We start from the raw sequence: 16,929 nt of genomic DNA, 5'->3' as shown, positions 1-16,929 counted from the left end.
GTGACAGTCGAAGGGCTGTTCGCACATTGCCAGGATCCGGCAATCTTGACGCCCTCTTGACACCCTGGAACGCGCGGGCCGGGCCGTACCGCCCGCCCGGGGCGTGTCGGACAAGCCCTACAGCGGCTGCTCCGGCCAGCTGAGCAGCCGGGCGCCCATCGCGGCCGTCTCCAGGGTGAAGCGGTGCAGCGCGTCCGCCGGGTCGTAACCGGTCAACGCCTTGATGCGTTCCAGCCGGTAGCCCAGCGTGCGGACGCTCAGCCCCAGCCGGCGGGCCGCCTCGGCGTTGACGTACCCCGCCTCGGCCTGCACCGCGATGGTGTCCAGCAGCGGCCGCGCGCCGCCCCGGGCCTCCACCAGCGGGCCCAGCACGCTGCGCACCAGGTCGGCCATGGCCGCCCGGTCCCGCATCAGCACCGGGAACACCAGCAGCTCCTCGGCCCTCAGCTGCTGGGCGGACAGACCGAGCCGGGCGGCGTAGTCCAGCGCGCCGAGCGCCTCCTCGTAGCTGCGCAGCACGCCGCTGGCGCCCGAGTGCCGGCGGCCGGTCGCCACCCGCAGCACCGGGCGGTAGCCGGGGCCCGGGCGGAGCGCCAGCTCGGCGAAGGCCTCCAGCACCGCGCGCTCGCTGTCGGGCGCGATGCAGACCAGCCGGCCGTCCTTGCCGGCCAGCAGCATGTCCCGCTCGCCGAACCGGCCGACCAGCTCCCGCTCCACCCGGTGCGCCAGCGGATGGACGTCCGGGTACGGCTCGTCGCCGACCGCGACCGCGACGGCGTACGCGCCCGCCAGTCGCAGCCCGAACCGCTCGGCGCGCTCGGCCAGCAGACCGAGGTCGCTGCGGCCGTGCAGCAGGTCGTCGATGAACTCCCGCCGGGCGGACTCCTCCTGACGGACCGCCAGCCGCTGCGCCCGTTCGTGGCCCTCGCCGAGCGCGGCGAGCGCGGCTTCGGTGGCGGCCAGTACGGCGTCGCCCGTCCGGCGCAGCTCGCTGACGGTGGCGGCGGTGGAGATGCCGGGGAGCGTCTGCCAGGCCTGCCGGGTGGCGGCGAGGCACTGGGCGACCACCTCGCGCAGCCCGTGCCCGGCCTCGGCGCTGCGCTCGCCGAGCGCGCGCAGGCTCTCCAGCTCGGCGCGGCGCAGCAGCCGTCCGGTGCGGGAGACGTCGGCGAGCAGGCCGAGGTAGCAGCGGCTCAGTTCGGCGGGTGTGTCCTGATTGTCTCCCGCCGCCATGCCGCTCTGCTCCGCCCCGGGAAACGCCTGATGATCCGGCCGGAATTTTACCGGATTCCCACGGCCGGACCGCCGCCGGGGCGGGGCCTGGAGCGGGGTGCGGGGCCCGGTGGTGGCGGGGGTCCGGAGGCGGATGACCGGCCGGTTTTCGCATCCTGTCCGCAGCGGTGGACGGTCGGGCCTGCCGGGGGGGGAATCGCAGGCAACCCGGAGCGTCGGCACCTCCGCCTCAGTCGACCGGCAGCAGTGGCCGGTGGCAGGCGACCGTCCGCCCGGGGGACACCGCGCGCAGGGCCGGTGCCTCGGTGGCGCAGCGCTCGTCCGCCAGTGGGCAGCGGGTGCGGAAGCGGCAGCCCGACGGCGGGTCCAGCGGGGACGGCGGGTCGGCGGGGAGCAGACCGGTGTCGCCGAGCGGGCGGCCGGGCTCGGGGACGGCGGCGAGCAGGGCGGCGGTGTACGGGTGGGCGGGGGCGGCCAGCACCTCCTCGGTCGGGCCCTGCTCGCAGATCCGGCCGAGCTGGAGGACGGCGATGTCGTCGCTGACCGCCCGGACCACACCGAGGTCGTGCGAGATGAACAGGCTGGCCAGGCCGCGCTCGTCGGTGAGCCGGCGCAGCAGGTTGAGCACGGTGGCCTGGGCGGAGACATCGAGCGCGGAGACGGCCTCGTCGGCGATCAGCACCCGCGGTTCGGCCGCCAGCGCCCGGGCGATGGCGACGCGCTGCGCCTGGCCGCCGGAGAGCTGGCCCGGCCGGCGGTCGCCGAACAGGGCGGGGGAGAGGCCGACGGCGTCCAGCTGTTCGTCGATGACGGCCTCGCGGTCGCGGGCCGGGTCGGGGTGGGCGTCGAGCGGTTCGGCGACCAGGTCGCGCACCCGGCGGCGGGGGTTGAGGGAGGAGATCGGGTCCTGGAACACCATCTGCATCCGGGGCCGCAGCGCCCGCAGCGCGCGGGCGGAGAGCGAGCCGAGGTCGGTGCCGTCCAGGGTGACGGTGCCGGAGGTGGGCGGGGGCAGCCGGAGCAGGGCCTTGGCGATGCTGCTCTTGCCGGAGCCGGACTCGCCGACCAGGGCGAGGGTGCGGCGCTGCCGCAGTTCGAGGCCGACCCCGCTGACGGCGTGCAGCGGGCCGGACCGGGTGCGGTGCACCACCGTCAGGCCGGTGGCGTGCAGGACGGTGGTCATGCGGCGGCCTCCGAGGTGCCGAGAGGAGCGAGGGGGGAGAGGGGGAAGTGGCAGGCGGCCGTGTGCGCGGGCCCGGCCCGGTGGACGGGCGGCGCGGCCGTGGTGCAGACGGCGGCGGCGCGTTCGCAACGCGGGGCGAACGGGCAGCCGGTGGCCGGCTTGGCGAGGTCGGGCGGGGAGCCGGCGATGGCGGGCAGGGTGCGCCGCAGCGGCCCGGTGACGCGCGGCACCGAGCGCAGCAGTGCGGCGGTGTACGGGTGGGCGGGCCGTTCGGTGATGGACTCGGTGGGGCCGCTCTCCACCACCCGGCCGCCGTACATCACGGCGATCCGGCGGGCGCGCCCGTACAGCAGGCCGATGTCGTGGGTGATCAGCAGGGTGGCGAGGCCGCGGGTCTCGCGGTGCCGGTCGAGCAGGTCGAGCACGGTGCGCTGGACGGTGACGTCCAGGGCGGTGGTGGGTTCGTCGGCGAGCAGCAGGGCGGGGCTGCCGGCCAGCGCGGCGGCGATGCCGACGCGCTGGCGCAGGCCGCCGGAGAGCTCGTGCGGGTAGGCGCGGGCCCGCCGGGCCGGGTCGGGGACGTCGACGGCGGCGAGCAGTTCGGTGGCGGTCTGCCGCCGGGCGCGGCGGCCGAGCCGCTTCCGGTTGGTGAGCGACTCGGTGACCTGGTCGGCGATCCGCACCACCGGGTTGAGCGAGGTCATCGGGTCCTGGTGGACCATGGCGACGCCGGTGCCGAGCAGTTCGGCGCGCCGGGCGGGGGCGGCGGTGAGCAGGTCCTCGCCGCTGAGCAGCACCTGCCCGGTGGACTCGACCCGGGTGGTGCGGCCGTGCACCCCCAGGACGGTGCGGGCGAGCACGGACTTGCCGGAGCCGGACTCGCCGACCACGCCCAGGCATTCGCCGGCGTCGATGGTGAGACTGACGTCGTGCAGGATGTGCAGCGCGCGGCCGTCGGGGGCGTGGATCACGGTGTTGAGCGAGCGGACGTCCAGGACCGGGGTGGCCATCAGCGGGACTGTCCCTTCTGGGCGGGCGAACGCAGGCGCTCGCCGAGGTAGTTGAGGGCGAGGACGGTCAGGCAGAGCACCGCCGCCGGGGCGAGCGAGATCCACGGCGCGCTGCCCAGCGTGGTCCGGCCCTCGGCGATGATGCCGCCCCAGGACGGCTCCGGCGGGCGCAGGCCGAAACCGAGGAAGCTGAGCGAGCCCTCGGCGACGATGGCGACCGTGGTGGCGGTGAAGGCGAAGGTCAGCGCGGCCGACGCGACGTGCGGGACGACCTCGCGGCGCAGGATGCGGGCCGGGGAGGTGCCGATCATCCGGGCGGCCTGGACGAACCCGCGCTCGCTGAGCGACAGCACCACGGCGCGCACCACCCGGGTGAAGGCCGGCACGGTGAACAGGCCGATCAGCGTGCCGATCACGGGCAGGCTGGGGCCGCGCAGCGAGACCGCGATCATCACCAGGATCAGGGTGGGGACGGACATCAGCAGGTCGGTGGCGAAGCCGATGGCCTTGTCGACCGGGCCGCGGAACCAGCCGGCGGCCACCCCGAGCGCGCCCCCGCCGAGCAGGCCGACGGCGACGGTCAGCCCGGCCACCGCGAAGGAGGCGCGGGCCCCGGCGATCGTCCGCTGGAGGACGTCCCGCCCGGAGGCGTCGGTGCCCAGCCAGTGCCCGGGGCCGGGCGCGGCCGAGGGGGCGGCGAAGTCGCCGTGCAGCGGGTCGAAGCCGGGCAGCAGCGGCAGCAGCAGCGCGGCGAGCGCGACCACGGCCAGCCAGGCGGCCGCGGCGAGGACACCCGCCGGGGGCCGCCGGCGGCGCTTGCGGGCGGGCGCGGTCGGCGGCGCCAGGGTGCTCTCAACGGTGGTCATGGGCGATCCTCGGGTCGAGCTTGCGGTACAGCAGGTCCACCGCGAGGGTGGCCGCGACCACGCCGAGCGCGCTGACCACCACCACGGCCTGGATGACGGGGAAGTCGCGGGCGCCGATGGCGTTGGAGGCGAGGCTGCCGACGCCGGGCACCGCGAACAGCGTCTCGACCAGCACCGAGCCGCCGAGCGAGGTGCCCACGCCGATGCCGAGCAGGGTGACCAGCGGCAGCGAGGACGGCCGCAGCGCGCGCCGCAGCAGCAGCCTTACGGTGCCCATGCCCCGGCTGCGGGCGGCGGCGACGTACGTCTGGTCGAGGGTGTCCAGCAGCTGCCCGCGCAGGGTGCGGGTGAAGACGGCGGCCTCGGTGAGGCCCAGGGTGAGTGCGGGCAGCACCAGGTGCCGGAGGTTCTCCACCGGGTCCTCGGCGAACGGCACCCAGCCGGTGGCGGGCAGGATCCGCAGCTGTACGGCGGTGATCCAGATCAGCAGCAGGGCGAGCACGAAGCCCGGTACGGCGAGCCAGACGAAGGCGCCCGCGGTGGCGATCCGGTCCACCGCGCCGCCCGGCCGCCAGGCCGAGAGCAGCGCGACGGGCACGGCCAGGCAGAGCGCCACCAGCTGGGCGGAGACGAAGAGTTCGAGGGTGACCGGGATCCGGTCGGCCAGCTCGGAGGTGACGGCGGCGCCGCTGGTGAGCGAGTGCCCGAGGTCGCCGTGCAGGGCGTCGCCGAGCCATCGCCAGGCGGCGGTGAGCACGTTCTCGTCCAGGCCGAGCTTGGCCTCGTAGGCGGCGATCTGCTCGGGGGTGGCGGTGGGGCCGAGGGCGGCGACGGCGGGGGAGCCGGGCATCAGGTGCGGCAGGCTGAGCGCCGCGACGGTGACCAGCAGCAGGACGGCGGCGGCGCGGCCGGCCCGTCCGGCGAGGCCGAGGATCCGGGGCGTCACTTCTTCACCCAGAGGGTGGCCGGGGAGACGTTGACGACGGCCCGCTTGGAGAGGTCGGGCAGGCCGCCGACCTTGCTGGTGGCCACGAAGCCGGCCGCGTTCTCGGTGAGGAACAGCATCGGGGCCTCGGCCACGACGGCCTTGGCGGCCTCGTTGTAGGCGGCGGTGCGCTGGGCCGGGTCCAGGGCGGCGCGCCCGGCCGCGATCGACTGCGTGGCCTGCGGGTTGCTCCAGCCGGTGAAGTTGTACGGGGAGCCGGGGGCGTACAGGTTGGCCAGCGCGGTGTCGGTGTCGCCGAACAGGCTGGTCATGAAGTCCTGCACCTGGAACGTGCGCTGCATCAGCGAGGTGCCCAGGGTGGCCGGGTCCATCGGCTTGACGGTCACCTTCACACCGGCCTCGCCCAGCATCTGCTGGATCACGGTGGCGCGCTGCTGGCCCTCGGGGCGGTTGTCGACCTGGTACTCGAAGGAGAGGTCCGGGTGGCCGGACTCGGCGAGCAGGGCGCGGGCCTTGGTCACGTCGCGGGCCGGGTACGTGGCGGCGGCCGAGTGGTAGGGGGAGACGGAGCCGATCGGACCGTCCGAGACCTTGCCCTGGCCGAGGTAGACGACCTTCTCCAGGGCCTCGCGGTCGATGGCGTACTGGATGGCCTGGCGCACGCGCGGGTCGTCGAAGGGCGCGGCCTTGGTGTTGAACAGGATGGTGGAGGTGGAGCTGGGGCCGGTGGCGACGCGCAGCCCGTCCCCGGCGGCCTGCTTCAGCTGGGCGGGCGTCTCGGCCCAGATCAGGTCGGCGTCGCCGGAGCGCAGCGACTGGTAGCGGCTGTCGGAGTCGGCCAGCACCCGGTAGACGATCTTCTCGGCGTGACCCTTGTCGCCCCAGTAGGAGGCGTTGCGGGCGACGGTCACCGAGACGCCCGGCTGCACGCTCTCCACGGTGTACGGGCCGGAGCCGACCGCCGGGGCGTCCCCGTTCGGGGCCTCGGAGACGTAGCCGAGGGAGCGGGTGAACAGGTTGGGGAAGGCCGCGTTCGGGGTCTTGAGGGTGAAGACGACGCTGGTCGGGCTGTTCACCGTCACGCCGCCGATGGTGGCGGCGTCGGTGGCGCAGGAGCACTTGCTCTCCGGCTTGGCCAGCCGGTTGACGTGGTCGACCACGGCCTGGGCGTCCAGCGGCTTGCCGTCGCTGAACTTCACGCCCTCGCGCAGCTCCAGGGTCCAGGCGGTGGCGTCCGCGTTGGGGGTGAACCCCTTGGCCAGGTAGGGCTGCACGGTGCCGTTGTCGCCGTTGACCATCAGCGGGTCGTACAGCGCGTTGGCCAGGACCAGCACGGGCAGCGAGGTCAGCGTGCTGTCGGCCGGGTCGAGCTTGGCGAAGGGGCGGTCCAGGCCGATCTTCAGCGTGCCGCCGTCGGTCGCCTGGCCGTCGGCGGCCGGGGCGGCCTGGGCGGAGCCGCCGGACACCGCGGTGTCGGAGGCCGAGCAGGCGCCGGCGGTGAGGGCGATGGTGACCGTGCAGATGGCCGCTGCCAGAACGTGCTTGTTCCGCTTCATGGTTCCTCGGTGTTCCTCGGATCGAAGGTGGGGGCCGACAGCGTGGGGCTGCCGCCGCAGACCACCATTCGGAAGTGGCACAACTGCCAAAAGGCAGTTGTGCAAACTTCACGTGACGAGGTGTCGACGACTTGGCGCTCGCCTTGAGCGGGCCGCGCCAGGCGTGATTGCGTACGAGTGACGGAGAACCGTCGGAGAAGGGCAGGGCCAGGGAACATGCAGGGGCAGGGGGCCGAAACCGTGGCGGAGACCGTGGACGGGGTGGTGGTCGGGGCGGAGGCCGTCGTCGAGACCGGGCTGCGCGACCGCAAGAAGGCGCGGACGCGCGAGGCGATCCGCACGGCGGCGCTGGACCTCTTCGAGGAGCAGGGCTTCGAGCGCACCACCGTGGACCAGATCTGCCGGCGCGCGGACGTCGCCCACCGCACCTTCTTCCGGTACTACCCCAGCAAGGAGTCCCTGCTCTTCGGCTGGGACTTCGGTCGGCAGATCATCGACGAGTTCGCCGCCGCCCCCGCCGCCCTCGGCCTCTGGGAGGCGTTCTGGCACGCCCTGACCGCGACCGGCGGCCGGCTGGAGGAGCCCGCCGAGCACACCGCCCGGCGCCGGCTGCTGCGCCGGCGCTTCCTCGACGTCCGGTCCGTGCACGACCACGCGATCCTCCAGGTCGACACGTTCGTCCAGCGGACGATCGAGGCCGCGGCCGGGCGCCTGGGCACCGATCCCGACGAGGACCTGCGGGCGCACGCGCTCGGGGCCGCGCTCGGGGCGATGACGCGGCGCCACATCATGGTCGGGAGTTCGGAGCCATGGCTGCCGGAGGCCTGGGAGGAGGCGTTCCGCACGCTGGTGCCGCCGGGTCCCGGCCCCCGGGCGGACGGGTGAGGCCGGCCGGTCCCGCGGTACCCGGGCCGGGGGCGCTAGCGGTCGGGGTGCTCGCGGTAGTGCAGCACGAACCGGGCGCTGCTGCCGACGATCCGGCGCCGGACGTACAGCGCCGGGGCGCCGTCCGGTGTGCAGCTGACGCCCTCGCGGACCAGCAGCGGCGTGCCGACCGGCAGGCCCAGCAGTTCGGCGTCGGCGAGGTCCGCGCCGATCGCGCCGAAGGCCCGCCAGTCGTACTCCAGCTCGATCCCGGCCGCCCGGGCCAGCTCCGGCACCAGATTGCCCCGGAGGCCGGGCCGGTCGAAGCCGGGCGGCAGCAGGGCGGACGGCAGCCAGTAGCTGCTGACCGTCCGGACCTCCGCGCCCAGCCGGATCACGCTCTCCAGCCGGGACAGTTCGCCCGGCGCCCGGCCCAGCCGCCCGGCCGCCTCCAGGTCCTCGGCGGAGCCGGTCACCGGCGGCGCCGCGACCACCTCCTCGCCGTCCCGGGAGTGCAGCGCCGCGTGGACGCTGCCGAGGTCCACCCGCTGGCTGCGCGGGTCCACGTCGATCGAGACCCGGACGGCGGGCGGGCGCACGAAGGTGCCCACCCCGCGCCGGATCTCGATGGTCCCGGCCCGCTCCAGCTCGGCCACGGCCTGTCGGACGGTCAGCCGGTTGACGTCGAACTCCGCGCTCAGCTCCGGCTCGCTGGGCAGCCGGGCGCCGGCCGTGTATGTCCCGGCGTCGATCCGCTCCTGGAGCTGCCGGGCCAGCCGGCGGTACAGCGGGGTGCTGGTTCGGTGCGTTGCCACGCGCCAGATCCTACGGAGCCGGGCGCCCGGGATGCCGTCCGCCCGTAGAAGCACCGGCCCTTGACCCGATGTTCATCTCGCCGCCGCTTGCCGGGCACCCCCGGTAGCCGTTACACATCTAGACATCTAGATGTCTTCGTTTTTCGCAGCTCCACCCGAAAGCCAGTGCCACCCGAAAGGCCCCCCATGTCCCTGGTCAACTTCCGCGACCCCGCCGTCCTCGCCGACCCCGACAGCCGCTGGATCCGCCCCGGCGCCGTCCACCGCTCCGCCCAGCCGCACGCGGCCGCCGCCCCGGCGATTCTCGCCCAGCTGCGTGAGGCCGGCATCCGCACGATCGTCGACCTGCGCGGCGACGCCGAGGCCAGGCCGGCCGACTGGGCCGAGGCCGAGGCCGCCGGGATCCAGGTCGTCGCGGCGCGCATCCAGCCCACCAGCGACGCCCTGGACGCGTCCATGCGGGAGATGACCACCGCCGCCGACCTCGGCGCCTTCTACCTGCTGATGGCCGAGTCCGCGCCCGAGGCCGTCGTCGCCGCCGTCGAGGCCGCCACCCGCCCCGGCGGCGTGCTGCTGCACTGCGCCGCCGGCAAGGACCGCACCGGCCTGCTGATCGCCCTGCTGCTCGACCTGGTCGGCGTCCCCGCCGAGGAGATCGTTGCCGACTACGCCCGCACCAACGAGGCGCTGACGCAGATCTGGGCCAACCTCGCCGATCGCAACCGCAGCGCCATGAACGACTACCAGGCCGGCACGCTCACCGTCCCGGCCCCGCTGCTGGAGGCCCCCGCCGGCGCGATGGTTGCCTTCCTGGAGCTGGTCGACACCCGGTACGGCGGTACGGAGGCCTTCCTGGCGCACTGCGGCGTGGTCCCCGCCACGATCGAGGCCTTCCGCGCCAAGGCCGGCGTCGCCGCCGACGCGGCCGTTGCCGCCGCTGGGACGGAGGCCGTCGCATGACGGCCCGGCTCCGTCATCACGACGGCACCCCGTTCCGCGACCTCAACCACAACGGCACCATGGAGCCCTACGAGGACCCGAGGCTGCCCGTCGAGGAGCGCGTCGAGGACCTGCTCGGCCGGATGACGCTCGCCGAGAAGGCCGCCCTGATGTTCCACGGCCGGATGATGCCCGGTACCAGCCCGGAACTCCCGTTCCCCACCGGAGCCGAGCTGATCAACGGACGCGGCCTCACCGCCTTCGCCATGATGGCCGTCCCCGACGCCCGCGCGATGGCCGAGTGGAACAACCACGTCCAGGACCTCGCCGCCGCCGAACGCCTCGGCATCCCCGTCACCCTCGCCTCCGACCCCCGGCACGGCTTCACCGCCAACCCCGCCACCGCCTTCGTCGGCGGCGGCTTCAGCGCCGGCCCCGAACCGATCGGCCTCGCCGCCACCGACGACCCGGCGCTGGTCGAGGAGTACGCCCGGCTGATCGGCCGTGAGCTGCGCGCCGTCGGCATCCGCCTGGCCATCCACCCGATGGCCGACCTCGCCACCGAGCCGCGCTGGGCACGGATCAGCGGCACCTTCGGCGAGGACCCGGAGCGCGCCGTCCGGATGATCACCGCCTACATCCGCGGCCTCCAGGGCGAGAGCATCGGCCCGGACAGCGTCGCCTGCATGACCAAGCACTTCCCCGGCGGCGGCCCCCAGGCCGCCGGCGAGGACTCGCACTTCGCGGCCGGCCGCCGGCTGGTCTACCCGGGCGGCGCGCTGGACCAGCACCTGCGCCCGTTCGAGGCCGCCTTCGCGGTGGGCACGGCGCAGATCATGCCCGCCTACGCGATCCCCTCCGGCACCGGGCTGGCCGAGGTCGGCGCCAACTTCAACCGGGACGTCATCACCGGCCTGCTGCGCGGCAAGTACGGCTTCGACGGCGTGGTCTGCACCGACTTCAACGCCATCACCGGCATGGCGATCCCCGGCATGGCCGCCCTCCCGCCGCGCCACTGGGGCGTCGAGGAGCTGTCGGTGGCCGAGCAGGTGGTGCTCACCCTGGACGCGGGCGCCGACCAGCTCGGCGGCGAGACCGACCCCGGGCTCGTCCTCGACGCCGTCCGTTCGGGCGCGGTGAGCGAGGCCCGGATCGACGAGTCCGCCCGGCGGATCCTGCGTGACAAGTTCCGGCTCGGCCTCTTCGACGACCCGTACGTCGACCCGGACGCCGCTGCCGCCCTCGTCGGCGCCCCGGCCGGGCGTGAGCTGGGCCGCCGGGTGCAGGAGCGTTCGCTGGTCCACATCGCCGGGCGGCCACTGGCAGGTCGGCGGCTGTACCTGGAGGAGATCGACCCGGCCGTCGCCGCCCGCCACGGCGCGGTGGTCGCCCGCCCGGAGGACGCCGACGCGGCCGTCGTCCGGCTCAAGGCGCCCTACGAGCAGCGCGAGGGCCTCCTCGAACGCTTCTTCCACAGCGGGTCGTTGGAGTTCCCGGCGGAGGAGGCGGAGCGTCTGCGCGCGATCGCCGCCACCGTGCCCACCTGCTTCGTCGTCCATCTCGACCGGCCCGCCGTGCTCACCCCGCTCGCGGGCGAAGCCGCCATGCTGATCGGCGAGTTCGGCGCCGACGACGACCTGGTGCTGGAGGCCGCCCTCGGACTCGCCCCGGCGCGCGGGGTCCTGCCCTTCGACCTGCCCTCCTCGATGGCCGCCGTCGAGGCCTCCCGCGAGGACGTGCCGTTCGACACCCGCGACCCGCTGTTCCGCTGCGGCTGGTCGGCTGCTGACGGCGCCTGATCCGGGCCGTTCCGTTCCCGCTCCCGCTGCTTCCGTACTCTGCGGAAGCGCCGGGAGCGGGGGCGGGTGGAAAAGCAGACGCGCCCGGGCGTGGGCGCGGCATACGATCTCACCGCCGCTCACCGCCGCATCCTGATGGGTGCCGCGCGCCCGGACGGAGACCCGATGCCGATCTACTTCTACGGAGCCGACGAGGTGCCGTACGGCCGCTTCTCGAACTTCTCGGCACACGGGGTCGAGCTCGACGGGCGGTTCTGGCCCACCTCCGAGCACTGCTTCCAGGCGCAGAAGTTCACCGGCACCCGCCACGCCGACCTCATCCGCAAGGCCCCGACGCCGCTGCGCGCCGCCCAGCTGGGGCGGGACACGTCCAAGCCGCTGCGGCGCGACTGGGAGCGGGTGAAGGACGACGTGATGCGGCGGGTCGTGGACGCCGAGTTCCGCACCCACGAGGACATCCGGGCCGTCCTGCTGTCCACCGGCACCGACCGGATCGTCGAGGACACCGGCGCCGACCACTACTGGGGGCGCGGCCGCACGGGGACGGGCAAGAACATGCTGGGCCGCATCCTGATGAGCACCCGTGACCGGCTGGCCGCCGAGGCCGGCCCGGTGGGGCGGTAGGCGCGCATGCAGCCCCAGCACCGGATCCGCGCCGACCACGACGCCCGGACGATCGTCGTCTACCAGGCGTACGCGCCCGTCGTCGCCGAGCCGGCCCTGAAGGCGGGCCGGTTCGTGCCGCCGTTCTCGTTCCAGCGGATGACGTGGATCAAGCCGTCCTTCACCTGGCTGATGCACCGCAGCAACTGGGGCCGGAAGCCGGGCCAGGAACGCATCCTCGCCGTTCGGATCACCCGGGAGGGATGGGAGGAAGCGCTCTCCCGGGCCGTCCTGACCACCGCCGATCCGGCCGCCGTGGCCCAGGCCGAGGTCCACGTCCAGTGGGACCCGGAGCGGTCGCCGAGGGGTGCGGCGCTGAACCACTACAGCATCCAGGTCGGCATCGGCAGATCGCTGATCCGCAGCTACGTCGACGACTGGATCGTCGACCTCACCGACCTCACCCCGCAGGTCCGCAAGATCGCCGCCCTGGTCCAGAACGGCCACCCGGCGAAGGCCCAGCGCCTCCTCCCACCCGAGCGCCCCTACCTGCTGCCGCTGCCGACGGCACGCCGCCTCGGCATCACCGAAGGCCGCCCCTGACGCCGCCCCCGTCAGCGAAGGGTGGAGCAGGGAGTCGACGATCCCGACTTCTCGTGCTGACGGTTCGTGTGGGCCCTGCCGTCCCGCGCCGGGTCGGACAGCCTTGCTGCGACGGTGAAGGTCAGCGACGCTGGGCCGATGCCAGGGCAGCGGAAGAGAAGACGTCAGCAGCAGGACGAGATGCAGAGGGCCGCCGCTCGCTTTGCGCCTGACACGGGCTCCTGGGAAGTGCTCTTCGAGACCCAGGACGAGCCGGAGTGGCGCGCTCACCTCCGCCGTCTCCAAGCGTCGGACACGCAGATCGACTGGACGGCGGTGCGGATCGACACGTTCTGCGGGCGCCTGACGCAGCCGACCACCTACCGGCTGAGCCTCTTCGTGTCGAACGCCGCGCCCGGGGTGGTGGGCCAGGGCGGCCAGTGAGAGCCGAACCCGCCCGTGCGGACGGCAGCGACGAAGGACCGCCCGGCGTCAATGGGCCCGGATCCGCGCTGACCAGGGCGTTCGTCGGGGTGGCGGAGGGCACCCGCCGGTCGGCGTGGATGGTGCGCGGGACCTTCTCCCGGCAGGTGTACGGCTCGCTGTGGATCGCGCTGCCCGTGGCCCTCGCCGTGGTCATCGGATTCGTGGCATTCATGCTCGGGGTGGAGTCGAACAGCGCGGGGCCCGCCATCGCGGGCGGACTGCTCGCCGCCCTGCTCCTGATGGGCGCGCTCCTGGTGGGGGCCACGGTCTCCGGGATCTTCCGCACCGTGCTCTACCGGGACGCTTCGGCTGTGGCCTGACACCCCGGATGTGATCTCCGTACGTCGTCGGCCGGGGCCTGGCCCGCCCGGCTGATGGCGGTGACCTGCGGGAACAGCCGGCGAGCGCGACGTGGGTCCGGCCTCCGAGCCCTGCCCGCCGCCGGCGTCGGCGGGCAGAGCTCTCCCCCTTGGGGCGTCTCGTTCCCTGAAGGCGGCTCACCTCGTCGCGTCGGCGGTTTCGGGCGTTCTGCCGCCGGAGGAGTGAGTGGGCATCAGGGATCACTCGGAAGGATCAACCGCCAGTCAATCGTCATATTTTCTAACTTATATGACGATCCATCAGTTCTCTGAATCCTTGCCCCGCCACCCGTTCGGCCCCCCCTGTGCCGGTCCTTCGATATGCCCGATATGACCGCCCTCGGTACGTTCAAATCACGAGGTCGGCGGCCCAGTCGACCAGTACAAGGATCAGGAGAAAAGTTCCATGCAGATCACCCGCGCAACCGTCATCACCGCGGCCGTAGGAACCGCCGCGGCCCTGGCCGCGACCGGCCTCACCTACGCCTCGGCCGCTTCCCAGCCGATGACCCAGGCGGCCCCGGTCGTCCAGCAGGCGGTCGCTCCCGCACAGGCGTCCTTCGTCAACGACGGCATGGGAAATGAGGGCAAGGGCAACGAGGGCAAGGGCCACGAGGGCAAGGGCTACGAGGGCAAGGGCCACGAGGGCAAGGGGCACCGGAAGCACCACGAGGAGGGCCGCATCCACATCAACGAGCGGACCTACTCCGCTCACTCGGGCGGCTGCATCACCGTGGTCAGCGGCCTGGGCGCCAAGAGCCTGAACATCCGCAACGACAGCCACAAGACCGTCGAGGTCTTCCGCGGGGCGGTCTGTGACGATGGTGCCCCCATCGCCACCGTTGGGCCCCGCAGCTCCAGCGACGGTGTGGACCCGCGTTGCACCGAGGGTGTCTTCGTCGAGCACGGAGTGGTGGCCAGCTTCCGGGTAGTCCGAGGCCACGAGGGTGGTCGCGAGGGCGGCCACGAGGGCGGCTACGAGGACTACTGATCCAGGCCTTCTCCAGAAGGCCAGGGCCGCAGTCCTCGGACACCCTGATGGATCGGGAACGCGCTCGGTCCAGACCTTTCTCCGCGAGCGGCAATAGCGTGGTCCGGCGTCACGACACGGTGGTCTGACCGACACCGAGACATCGCCGGGGAGCTGGACCACGCCGCGATCGGCGCTCTGTTGCCTCACGGACGCCCCCGCCTGGCTCTTGCCGGGCGGGGCGTCCGGGGGGCCGAGGCCCCCGGGACTGTCTCCTGGTGGCCCGATGGCGGCTTTGAAGTTCGGCCGTGATGCCGCTGGGACGTTCGTGTGGGCGTCTCGTGGACAGACGGTCGCTGGGGGGCAGCCAGAGGTCCCTGAACACGCGGCGCAGGTTGTGGCGCGTTCCCCAGGGGACTCTGGCGATGTGGTTGCGGGAGAAGCCCGCGGAGGTGTTCTCGGGCGGAGCCGTTCGCACTCGCGTTCGGGGTGTGTGGAATGCCGGGTCTGTCGCCGCGGTCACGGTGTCGCGGTTCGCCGAGACCCTGGCCGACCGCCAGACTGCGGAGCCGGCGGTCCGCGCGATCGACCGGAAATATGCTCTTGGCCTGGAATCTGTGGATCGAGAGTTCGATTTCACGATGCCGGCCAAGTTCCGGGCCCGGTCGGTCGAGCACGGCCGCGAGGACGGGTTGATCACCGTCGGGGGAAAGCAGTACACGGACTTACTCAGGTCATCGGCGCGGTACGGGATTTGAACCGGTTGGGGTTGGCCGGGGAGAGCGTGCGTACGGCGTTGGATGCGCTGACCGTCGCCGGCCCCTGTCCGGCTCGGTCGGGCGATGCCGGTGGCGGATCTTCGTACAGATCTACTACGTGCACACCGACGGGTTCGACTATCCACTCCGGGAGGCCGGGGTGCCCCACCGCCTGGCGCGGCGGGGCCGGGGCGGTCAGTGGGTGTCGAACTCGCCAGTGCGGACGGCAGCGACGAAGGACTGCCAGGAGGATGCCGGGAAGAGGAGGGCGGGGCCGCTCGGGTCCTTGGAGTCACGGACAGGTACGACGTTGATGTACCCCTCGGCAGTCTCGATGCATGCACCACCGCCACCGCTGTACGAACTCTTCCTCCAGAGGGCATTGCCCAGGTCAATGTCCATCCTCAAAGTCCTTCCGTACCGCGCGGATTATTGCCACGGATGCGGCTTGGCGCAGCACTTTGATCTGCATTCGATCGTAGTCCTTGGCCGGCGTCGGCACAGGATCTGTATCGCGGCCGAGACAGTTGCGTTGCTCGGTCTCCGCGCGAGCCCGGGATGCCCTGCCGCCGCCCCGGCCCGGGGCGGTCAGTGGGTGTCGAACTCGCCAGTGCGGACGGCAGTGACGAAGGACTGCCAGGAGGACGCCGGGAAGAGGAGGGCGGGGCCGCTCGGGTCCTTGGAGTCACGGACGGGCATGATGCCGGGGTAGTTGTCGGCTGTCTCGATGCACTGGCCTCCGCTGCCGCTGTATGAACTCTTCTTCCAGCGAGCGCCAGTCAGATCGACGTCCATTCGAAGTCCCTCCGTACCGCACGGATCATTGCTACCGACTCGGCCTGGTTCATGGCCTCGATCAGGAGCCGATTGTAGTCCTTGGCCAGCGCCGCTACGGACTCCGTATCGCGGTCGAGATAGCCACGTTGCTCGGTCTCCGTGTAGGCGAGCATCTTGCGGCCAGGCATCGTCAGCATGGTCACCACACGAGTGAACGGCCGGTCTTCGCCCAGGGAGTACGGGGCTACCTGAAGGAGGATGTTCGGTTGCTCGGCCATGTGTTCAAGGTGTAGCAATTGTTCGACCATCACATCCCGGCCCCCGATCGGCCGCCGGAGACAGCTCTCGTCGAGCACCGCGTGGACGAGGGGCGGCGGCGTCCGCTGGAGGCACTGCTGTCGAGTCAACAGGAAGTTGACTCGCTCCTCGACGTGTTCTTGAGTAGCTGTTCCTCGCCTGACATTCCCGTGCTCCCAGGCGGTTGCGTACGCCTTGGTCTGAAGCAGCCCAGGGATGACATTGATCTCGAAGAGCCGGATCTCCTCGGCCCGCGACTCGTAGTTGGCGTACTCCGGGAAGCCCGGGACCAGGGCCGTGTGCCGGTGCTGCCAGTACATCAGCGACAGTGTCCCGCCGGTTTCGAGGATCGCGTCCGCCCGGGCGGCGAACTGCTCACTCGGCGGGCGCTGCGCAAGTTCGACGAACGAGACGTACGACGGGTCGTACTTGCACTTGCGGGCCAGTTGGGCCTGCGTGAGTCCGCGGCCCTCGCGTGACCTGCGGAGCTGCACGCCGAAGGGGGCCCAGGGGGATGAGGTCGGGTCAAGGGTCTTCTTGTTCAAGGCGGTTTCCCCAACATTCGCCGAGGCCGAGGTCAAGTAGATCGCGGCTTCCGATGGTAGCTGCCTTCAGGCCAACATGGACACAGACCGTGAAATTCCGAGTACGGAGGGTTCGTATGGATCGTGTCCGAGTTCAGGCCACCAGGCTCCACGGCTACGGGATCCGTTGGGATCCCGCCGCCCGGCTCTACCGGGTGCGCAACGAGATCACGGGGGAGTGGCTGAGAGACGGCGACGGATCGCTGTGCGGCTTCTCCTCCTTCTCCGTCGCGGAGAAGGCCTGGCGGGGGTTCGAGTCGCACCGGGAGATGGTCTGATGGGGCCGATCCTCAACCGGGCGA

Annotated in this window: 20 protein-coding genes; 10 read left to right on the top strand and 10 right to left on the bottom strand. The window is 72.7% G+C overall.

Annotated features, from left to right (window positions below; genetic code table 11):
- Positions 1 to 117 precede the first annotated feature (117 nt).
- From AB0P06_RS16805 to AB0P06_RS16780, 6 genes are all read right to left on the bottom strand, one after another.
- Positions 118 to 1,233 (bottom strand): helix-turn-helix domain-containing protein, encoded by a 1,116-nt coding sequence (locus AB0P06_RS16805; protein WP_363608035.1) that lies wholly within the window; start codon positions 1,231 to 1,233, stop codon positions 118 to 120.
- Positions 1,234 to 1,462: 229 nt separating this feature from the next.
- Entirely contained in the window at positions 1,463 to 2,416 is a 954-nt protein-coding gene (locus AB0P06_RS16800) for an ABC transporter ATP-binding protein (protein WP_363608034.1), read from the bottom strand.
- Positions 2,413 to 3,426, bottom strand: coding sequence for an ABC transporter ATP-binding protein (locus tag AB0P06_RS16795; protein ID WP_363608033.1), 1,014 nt, complete (start codon positions 3,424 to 3,426; stop codon positions 2,413 to 2,415). Before AB0P06_RS16795 ends, AB0P06_RS16800 begins: the two co-directional genes overlap by 4 nt.
- Positions 3,426 to 4,292, bottom strand: coding sequence for an ABC transporter permease (locus AB0P06_RS16790; RefSeq protein ID WP_363608032.1), 867 nt, complete (start codon positions 4,290 to 4,292; stop codon positions 3,426 to 3,428). Before AB0P06_RS16790 ends, AB0P06_RS16795 begins: the two co-directional genes overlap by 1 nt.
- Positions 4,279 to 5,238: an ABC transporter permease gene (locus tag AB0P06_RS16785; RefSeq protein WP_363608031.1), complete on the bottom strand. Its 960-nt coding sequence runs from the start codon at positions 5,236 to 5,238 to the stop codon at positions 4,279 to 4,281. The genes AB0P06_RS16790 and AB0P06_RS16785 overlap by 14 nt, the downstream gene beginning before the upstream one ends.
- Positions 5,235 to 6,794, bottom strand: a complete 1,560-nt coding sequence (locus AB0P06_RS16780; protein ID WP_363608030.1) for an ABC transporter substrate-binding protein — start codon at positions 6,792 to 6,794, stop codon at positions 5,235 to 5,237. The genes AB0P06_RS16785 and AB0P06_RS16780 overlap by 4 nt, the downstream gene beginning before the upstream one ends.
- A 240-nt stretch (positions 6,795 to 7,034) precedes the next feature.
- Here AB0P06_RS16780 and AB0P06_RS16775 point away from each other — a divergent pair, with 240 nt between their 5' ends.
- Entirely contained in the window at positions 7,035 to 7,679 is a 645-nt protein-coding gene (locus AB0P06_RS16775; RefSeq protein WP_363608029.1) for a TetR family transcriptional regulator, read from the top strand.
- Between the two features lie 35 nt (positions 7,680 to 7,714).
- On the opposite strand, the gene AB0P06_RS16770 is transcribed toward AB0P06_RS16775, so the two are convergent.
- Positions 7,715 to 8,473: a GntR family transcriptional regulator gene (locus AB0P06_RS16770; protein ID WP_363608028.1), complete on the bottom strand. Its 759-nt coding sequence runs from the start codon at positions 8,471 to 8,473 to the stop codon at positions 7,715 to 7,717.
- A 186-nt stretch (positions 8,474 to 8,659) separates the two neighbouring features.
- Between AB0P06_RS16770 and AB0P06_RS16765 the strand changes: the two genes are divergently transcribed.
- The 8 genes from AB0P06_RS16765 to AB0P06_RS16730 all read left to right on the top strand — a co-directional run bounded on the left by AB0P06_RS16765 (position 8,660) and on the right by AB0P06_RS16730 (position 14,969).
- The gene (locus tag AB0P06_RS16765) at positions 8,660 to 9,433 is read left to right on the top strand and encodes a tyrosine-protein phosphatase (RefSeq protein ID WP_363608027.1); all 774 of its coding nucleotides are present in this window, start codon (positions 8,660 to 8,662) and stop codon (positions 9,431 to 9,433) included.
- Positions 9,430 to 11,211, top strand: coding sequence for a glycoside hydrolase family 3 N-terminal domain-containing protein (locus AB0P06_RS16760; RefSeq protein ID WP_363608026.1), 1,782 nt, complete (start codon positions 9,430 to 9,432; stop codon positions 11,209 to 11,211). The genes AB0P06_RS16765 and AB0P06_RS16760 overlap by 4 nt, the downstream gene beginning before the upstream one ends.
- 165 nt (positions 11,212 to 11,376) lie before the next feature.
- The gene (locus AB0P06_RS16755; RefSeq protein WP_363608025.1) at positions 11,377 to 11,835 is read left to right on the top strand and encodes an NADAR family protein; all 459 of its coding nucleotides are present in this window, start codon (positions 11,377 to 11,379) and stop codon (positions 11,833 to 11,835) included.
- Between the two features lie 6 nt (positions 11,836 to 11,841).
- The gene (locus AB0P06_RS16750; RefSeq protein WP_363608024.1) at positions 11,842 to 12,417 is read left to right on the top strand and encodes a DUF4291 domain-containing protein; all 576 of its coding nucleotides are present in this window, start codon (positions 11,842 to 11,844) and stop codon (positions 12,415 to 12,417) included.
- A gap of 114 nt (positions 12,418 to 12,531) precedes the next feature.
- A complete protein-coding gene (locus tag AB0P06_RS16745; RefSeq protein ID WP_363608023.1) occupies positions 12,532 to 12,840 on the top strand; it encodes a hypothetical protein in 309 nt (102 codons plus the stop codon).
- Entirely contained in the window at positions 12,837 to 13,202 is a 366-nt protein-coding gene (locus tag AB0P06_RS16740; RefSeq protein WP_363608022.1) for a hypothetical protein, read from the top strand. Before AB0P06_RS16745 ends, AB0P06_RS16740 begins: the two co-directional genes overlap by 4 nt.
- Before the next feature lie 445 nt (positions 13,203 to 13,647).
- Positions 13,648 to 14,232 carry a hypothetical protein gene (locus tag AB0P06_RS16735; RefSeq protein ID WP_363608021.1) on the top strand — a complete coding sequence of 195 codons (585 nt, stop codon included), beginning with the start codon at positions 13,648 to 13,650 and terminating at the stop codon, positions 14,230 to 14,232.
- A gap of 404 nt (positions 14,233 to 14,636) precedes the next feature.
- Complete coding sequence (locus AB0P06_RS16730) at positions 14,637 to 14,969, top strand: hypothetical protein (protein WP_363608020.1); 333 nt, start codon at positions 14,637 to 14,639, stop codon at positions 14,967 to 14,969.
- A gap of 195 nt (positions 14,970 to 15,164) precedes the next feature.
- On the opposite strand, the gene AB0P06_RS16725 is transcribed toward AB0P06_RS16730, so the two are convergent.
- From AB0P06_RS16725 to AB0P06_RS16715, 3 genes are all read right to left on the bottom strand, one after another.
- Complete coding sequence (locus AB0P06_RS16725) at positions 15,165 to 15,371, bottom strand: DUF397 domain-containing protein (RefSeq protein WP_363608019.1); 207 nt, start codon at positions 15,369 to 15,371, stop codon at positions 15,165 to 15,167.
- A gap of 186 nt (positions 15,372 to 15,557) precedes the next feature.
- Positions 15,558 to 15,764 carry a DUF397 domain-containing protein gene (locus AB0P06_RS16720; RefSeq protein WP_363608018.1) on the bottom strand — a complete coding sequence of 69 codons (207 nt, stop codon included), beginning with the start codon at positions 15,762 to 15,764 and terminating at the stop codon, positions 15,558 to 15,560.
- Positions 15,749 to 16,588, bottom strand: coding sequence for a helix-turn-helix transcriptional regulator (locus tag AB0P06_RS16715; RefSeq protein ID WP_363608017.1), 840 nt, complete (start codon positions 16,586 to 16,588; stop codon positions 15,749 to 15,751). The genes AB0P06_RS16720 and AB0P06_RS16715 overlap by 16 nt, the downstream gene beginning before the upstream one ends.
- 116 nt (positions 16,589 to 16,704) lie before the next feature.
- Between AB0P06_RS16715 and AB0P06_RS16710 the strand changes: the two genes are divergently transcribed.
- Positions 16,705 to 16,905, top strand: a complete 201-nt coding sequence (locus tag AB0P06_RS16710) for a hypothetical protein (protein ID WP_363608016.1) — start codon at positions 16,705 to 16,707, stop codon at positions 16,903 to 16,905.
- Positions 16,906 to 16,929 lie beyond the last annotated feature (24 nt).

This window comes from Kitasatospora sp. NPDC088351, assembly GCF_040685575.1.
Taxonomy (GTDB): domain Bacteria; phylum Actinomycetota; class Actinomycetes; order Streptomycetales; family Streptomycetaceae; genus Kitasatospora.
This window is presented reverse-complemented; position numbering and strand designations above follow the sequence as displayed.

Coding starts and splice junctions, on each gene's coding strand:
- AB0P06_RS16805 (WP_363608035.1), bottom strand. CDS start 1,233: ATGGCGGCGGGAGACAATCAGGACACACCCGCCGAACTGAGCCGCTGC.
- AB0P06_RS16800 (WP_363608034.1), bottom strand. CDS start 2,416: ATGACCACCGTCCTGCACGCCACCGGCCTGACGGTGGTGCACCGCACC.
- AB0P06_RS16795 (WP_363608033.1), bottom strand. CDS start 3,426: ATGGCCACCCCGGTCCTGGACGTCCGCTCGCTCAACACCGTGATCCAC.
- AB0P06_RS16790 (WP_363608032.1), bottom strand. CDS start 4,292: ATGACCACCGTTGAGAGCACCCTGGCGCCGCCGACCGCGCCCGCCCGC.
- AB0P06_RS16780 (WP_363608030.1), bottom strand. CDS start 6,794: ATGAAGCGGAACAAGCACGTTCTGGCAGCGGCCATCTGCACGGTCACC.
- AB0P06_RS16765 (WP_363608027.1), top strand. CDS start 8,660: ATGTCCCTGGTCAACTTCCGCGACCCCGCCGTCCTCGCCGACCCCGAC.
- AB0P06_RS16760 (WP_363608026.1), top strand. CDS start 9,430: ATGACGGCCCGGCTCCGTCATCACGACGGCACCCCGTTCCGCGACCTC.
- AB0P06_RS16755 (WP_363608025.1), top strand. CDS start 11,377: ATGCCGATCTACTTCTACGGAGCCGACGAGGTGCCGTACGGCCGCTTC.
- AB0P06_RS16750 (WP_363608024.1), top strand. CDS start 11,842: ATGCAGCCCCAGCACCGGATCCGCGCCGACCACGACGCCCGGACGATC.
- AB0P06_RS16735 (WP_363608021.1), top strand. CDS start 13,648: ATGCAGATCACCCGCGCAACCGTCATCACCGCGGCCGTAGGAACCGCC.
- AB0P06_RS16730 (WP_363608020.1), top strand. CDS start 14,637: ATGTGGTTGCGGGAGAAGCCCGCGGAGGTGTTCTCGGGCGGAGCCGTT.
- AB0P06_RS16725 (WP_363608019.1), bottom strand. CDS start 15,371: ATGGACATTGACCTGGGCAATGCCCTCTGGAGGAAGAGTTCGTACAGC.
- AB0P06_RS16720 (WP_363608018.1), bottom strand. CDS start 15,764: ATGGACGTCGATCTGACTGGCGCTCGCTGGAAGAAGAGTTCATACAGC.
- AB0P06_RS16710 (WP_363608016.1), top strand. CDS start 16,705: ATGGATCGTGTCCGAGTTCAGGCCACCAGGCTCCACGGCTACGGGATC.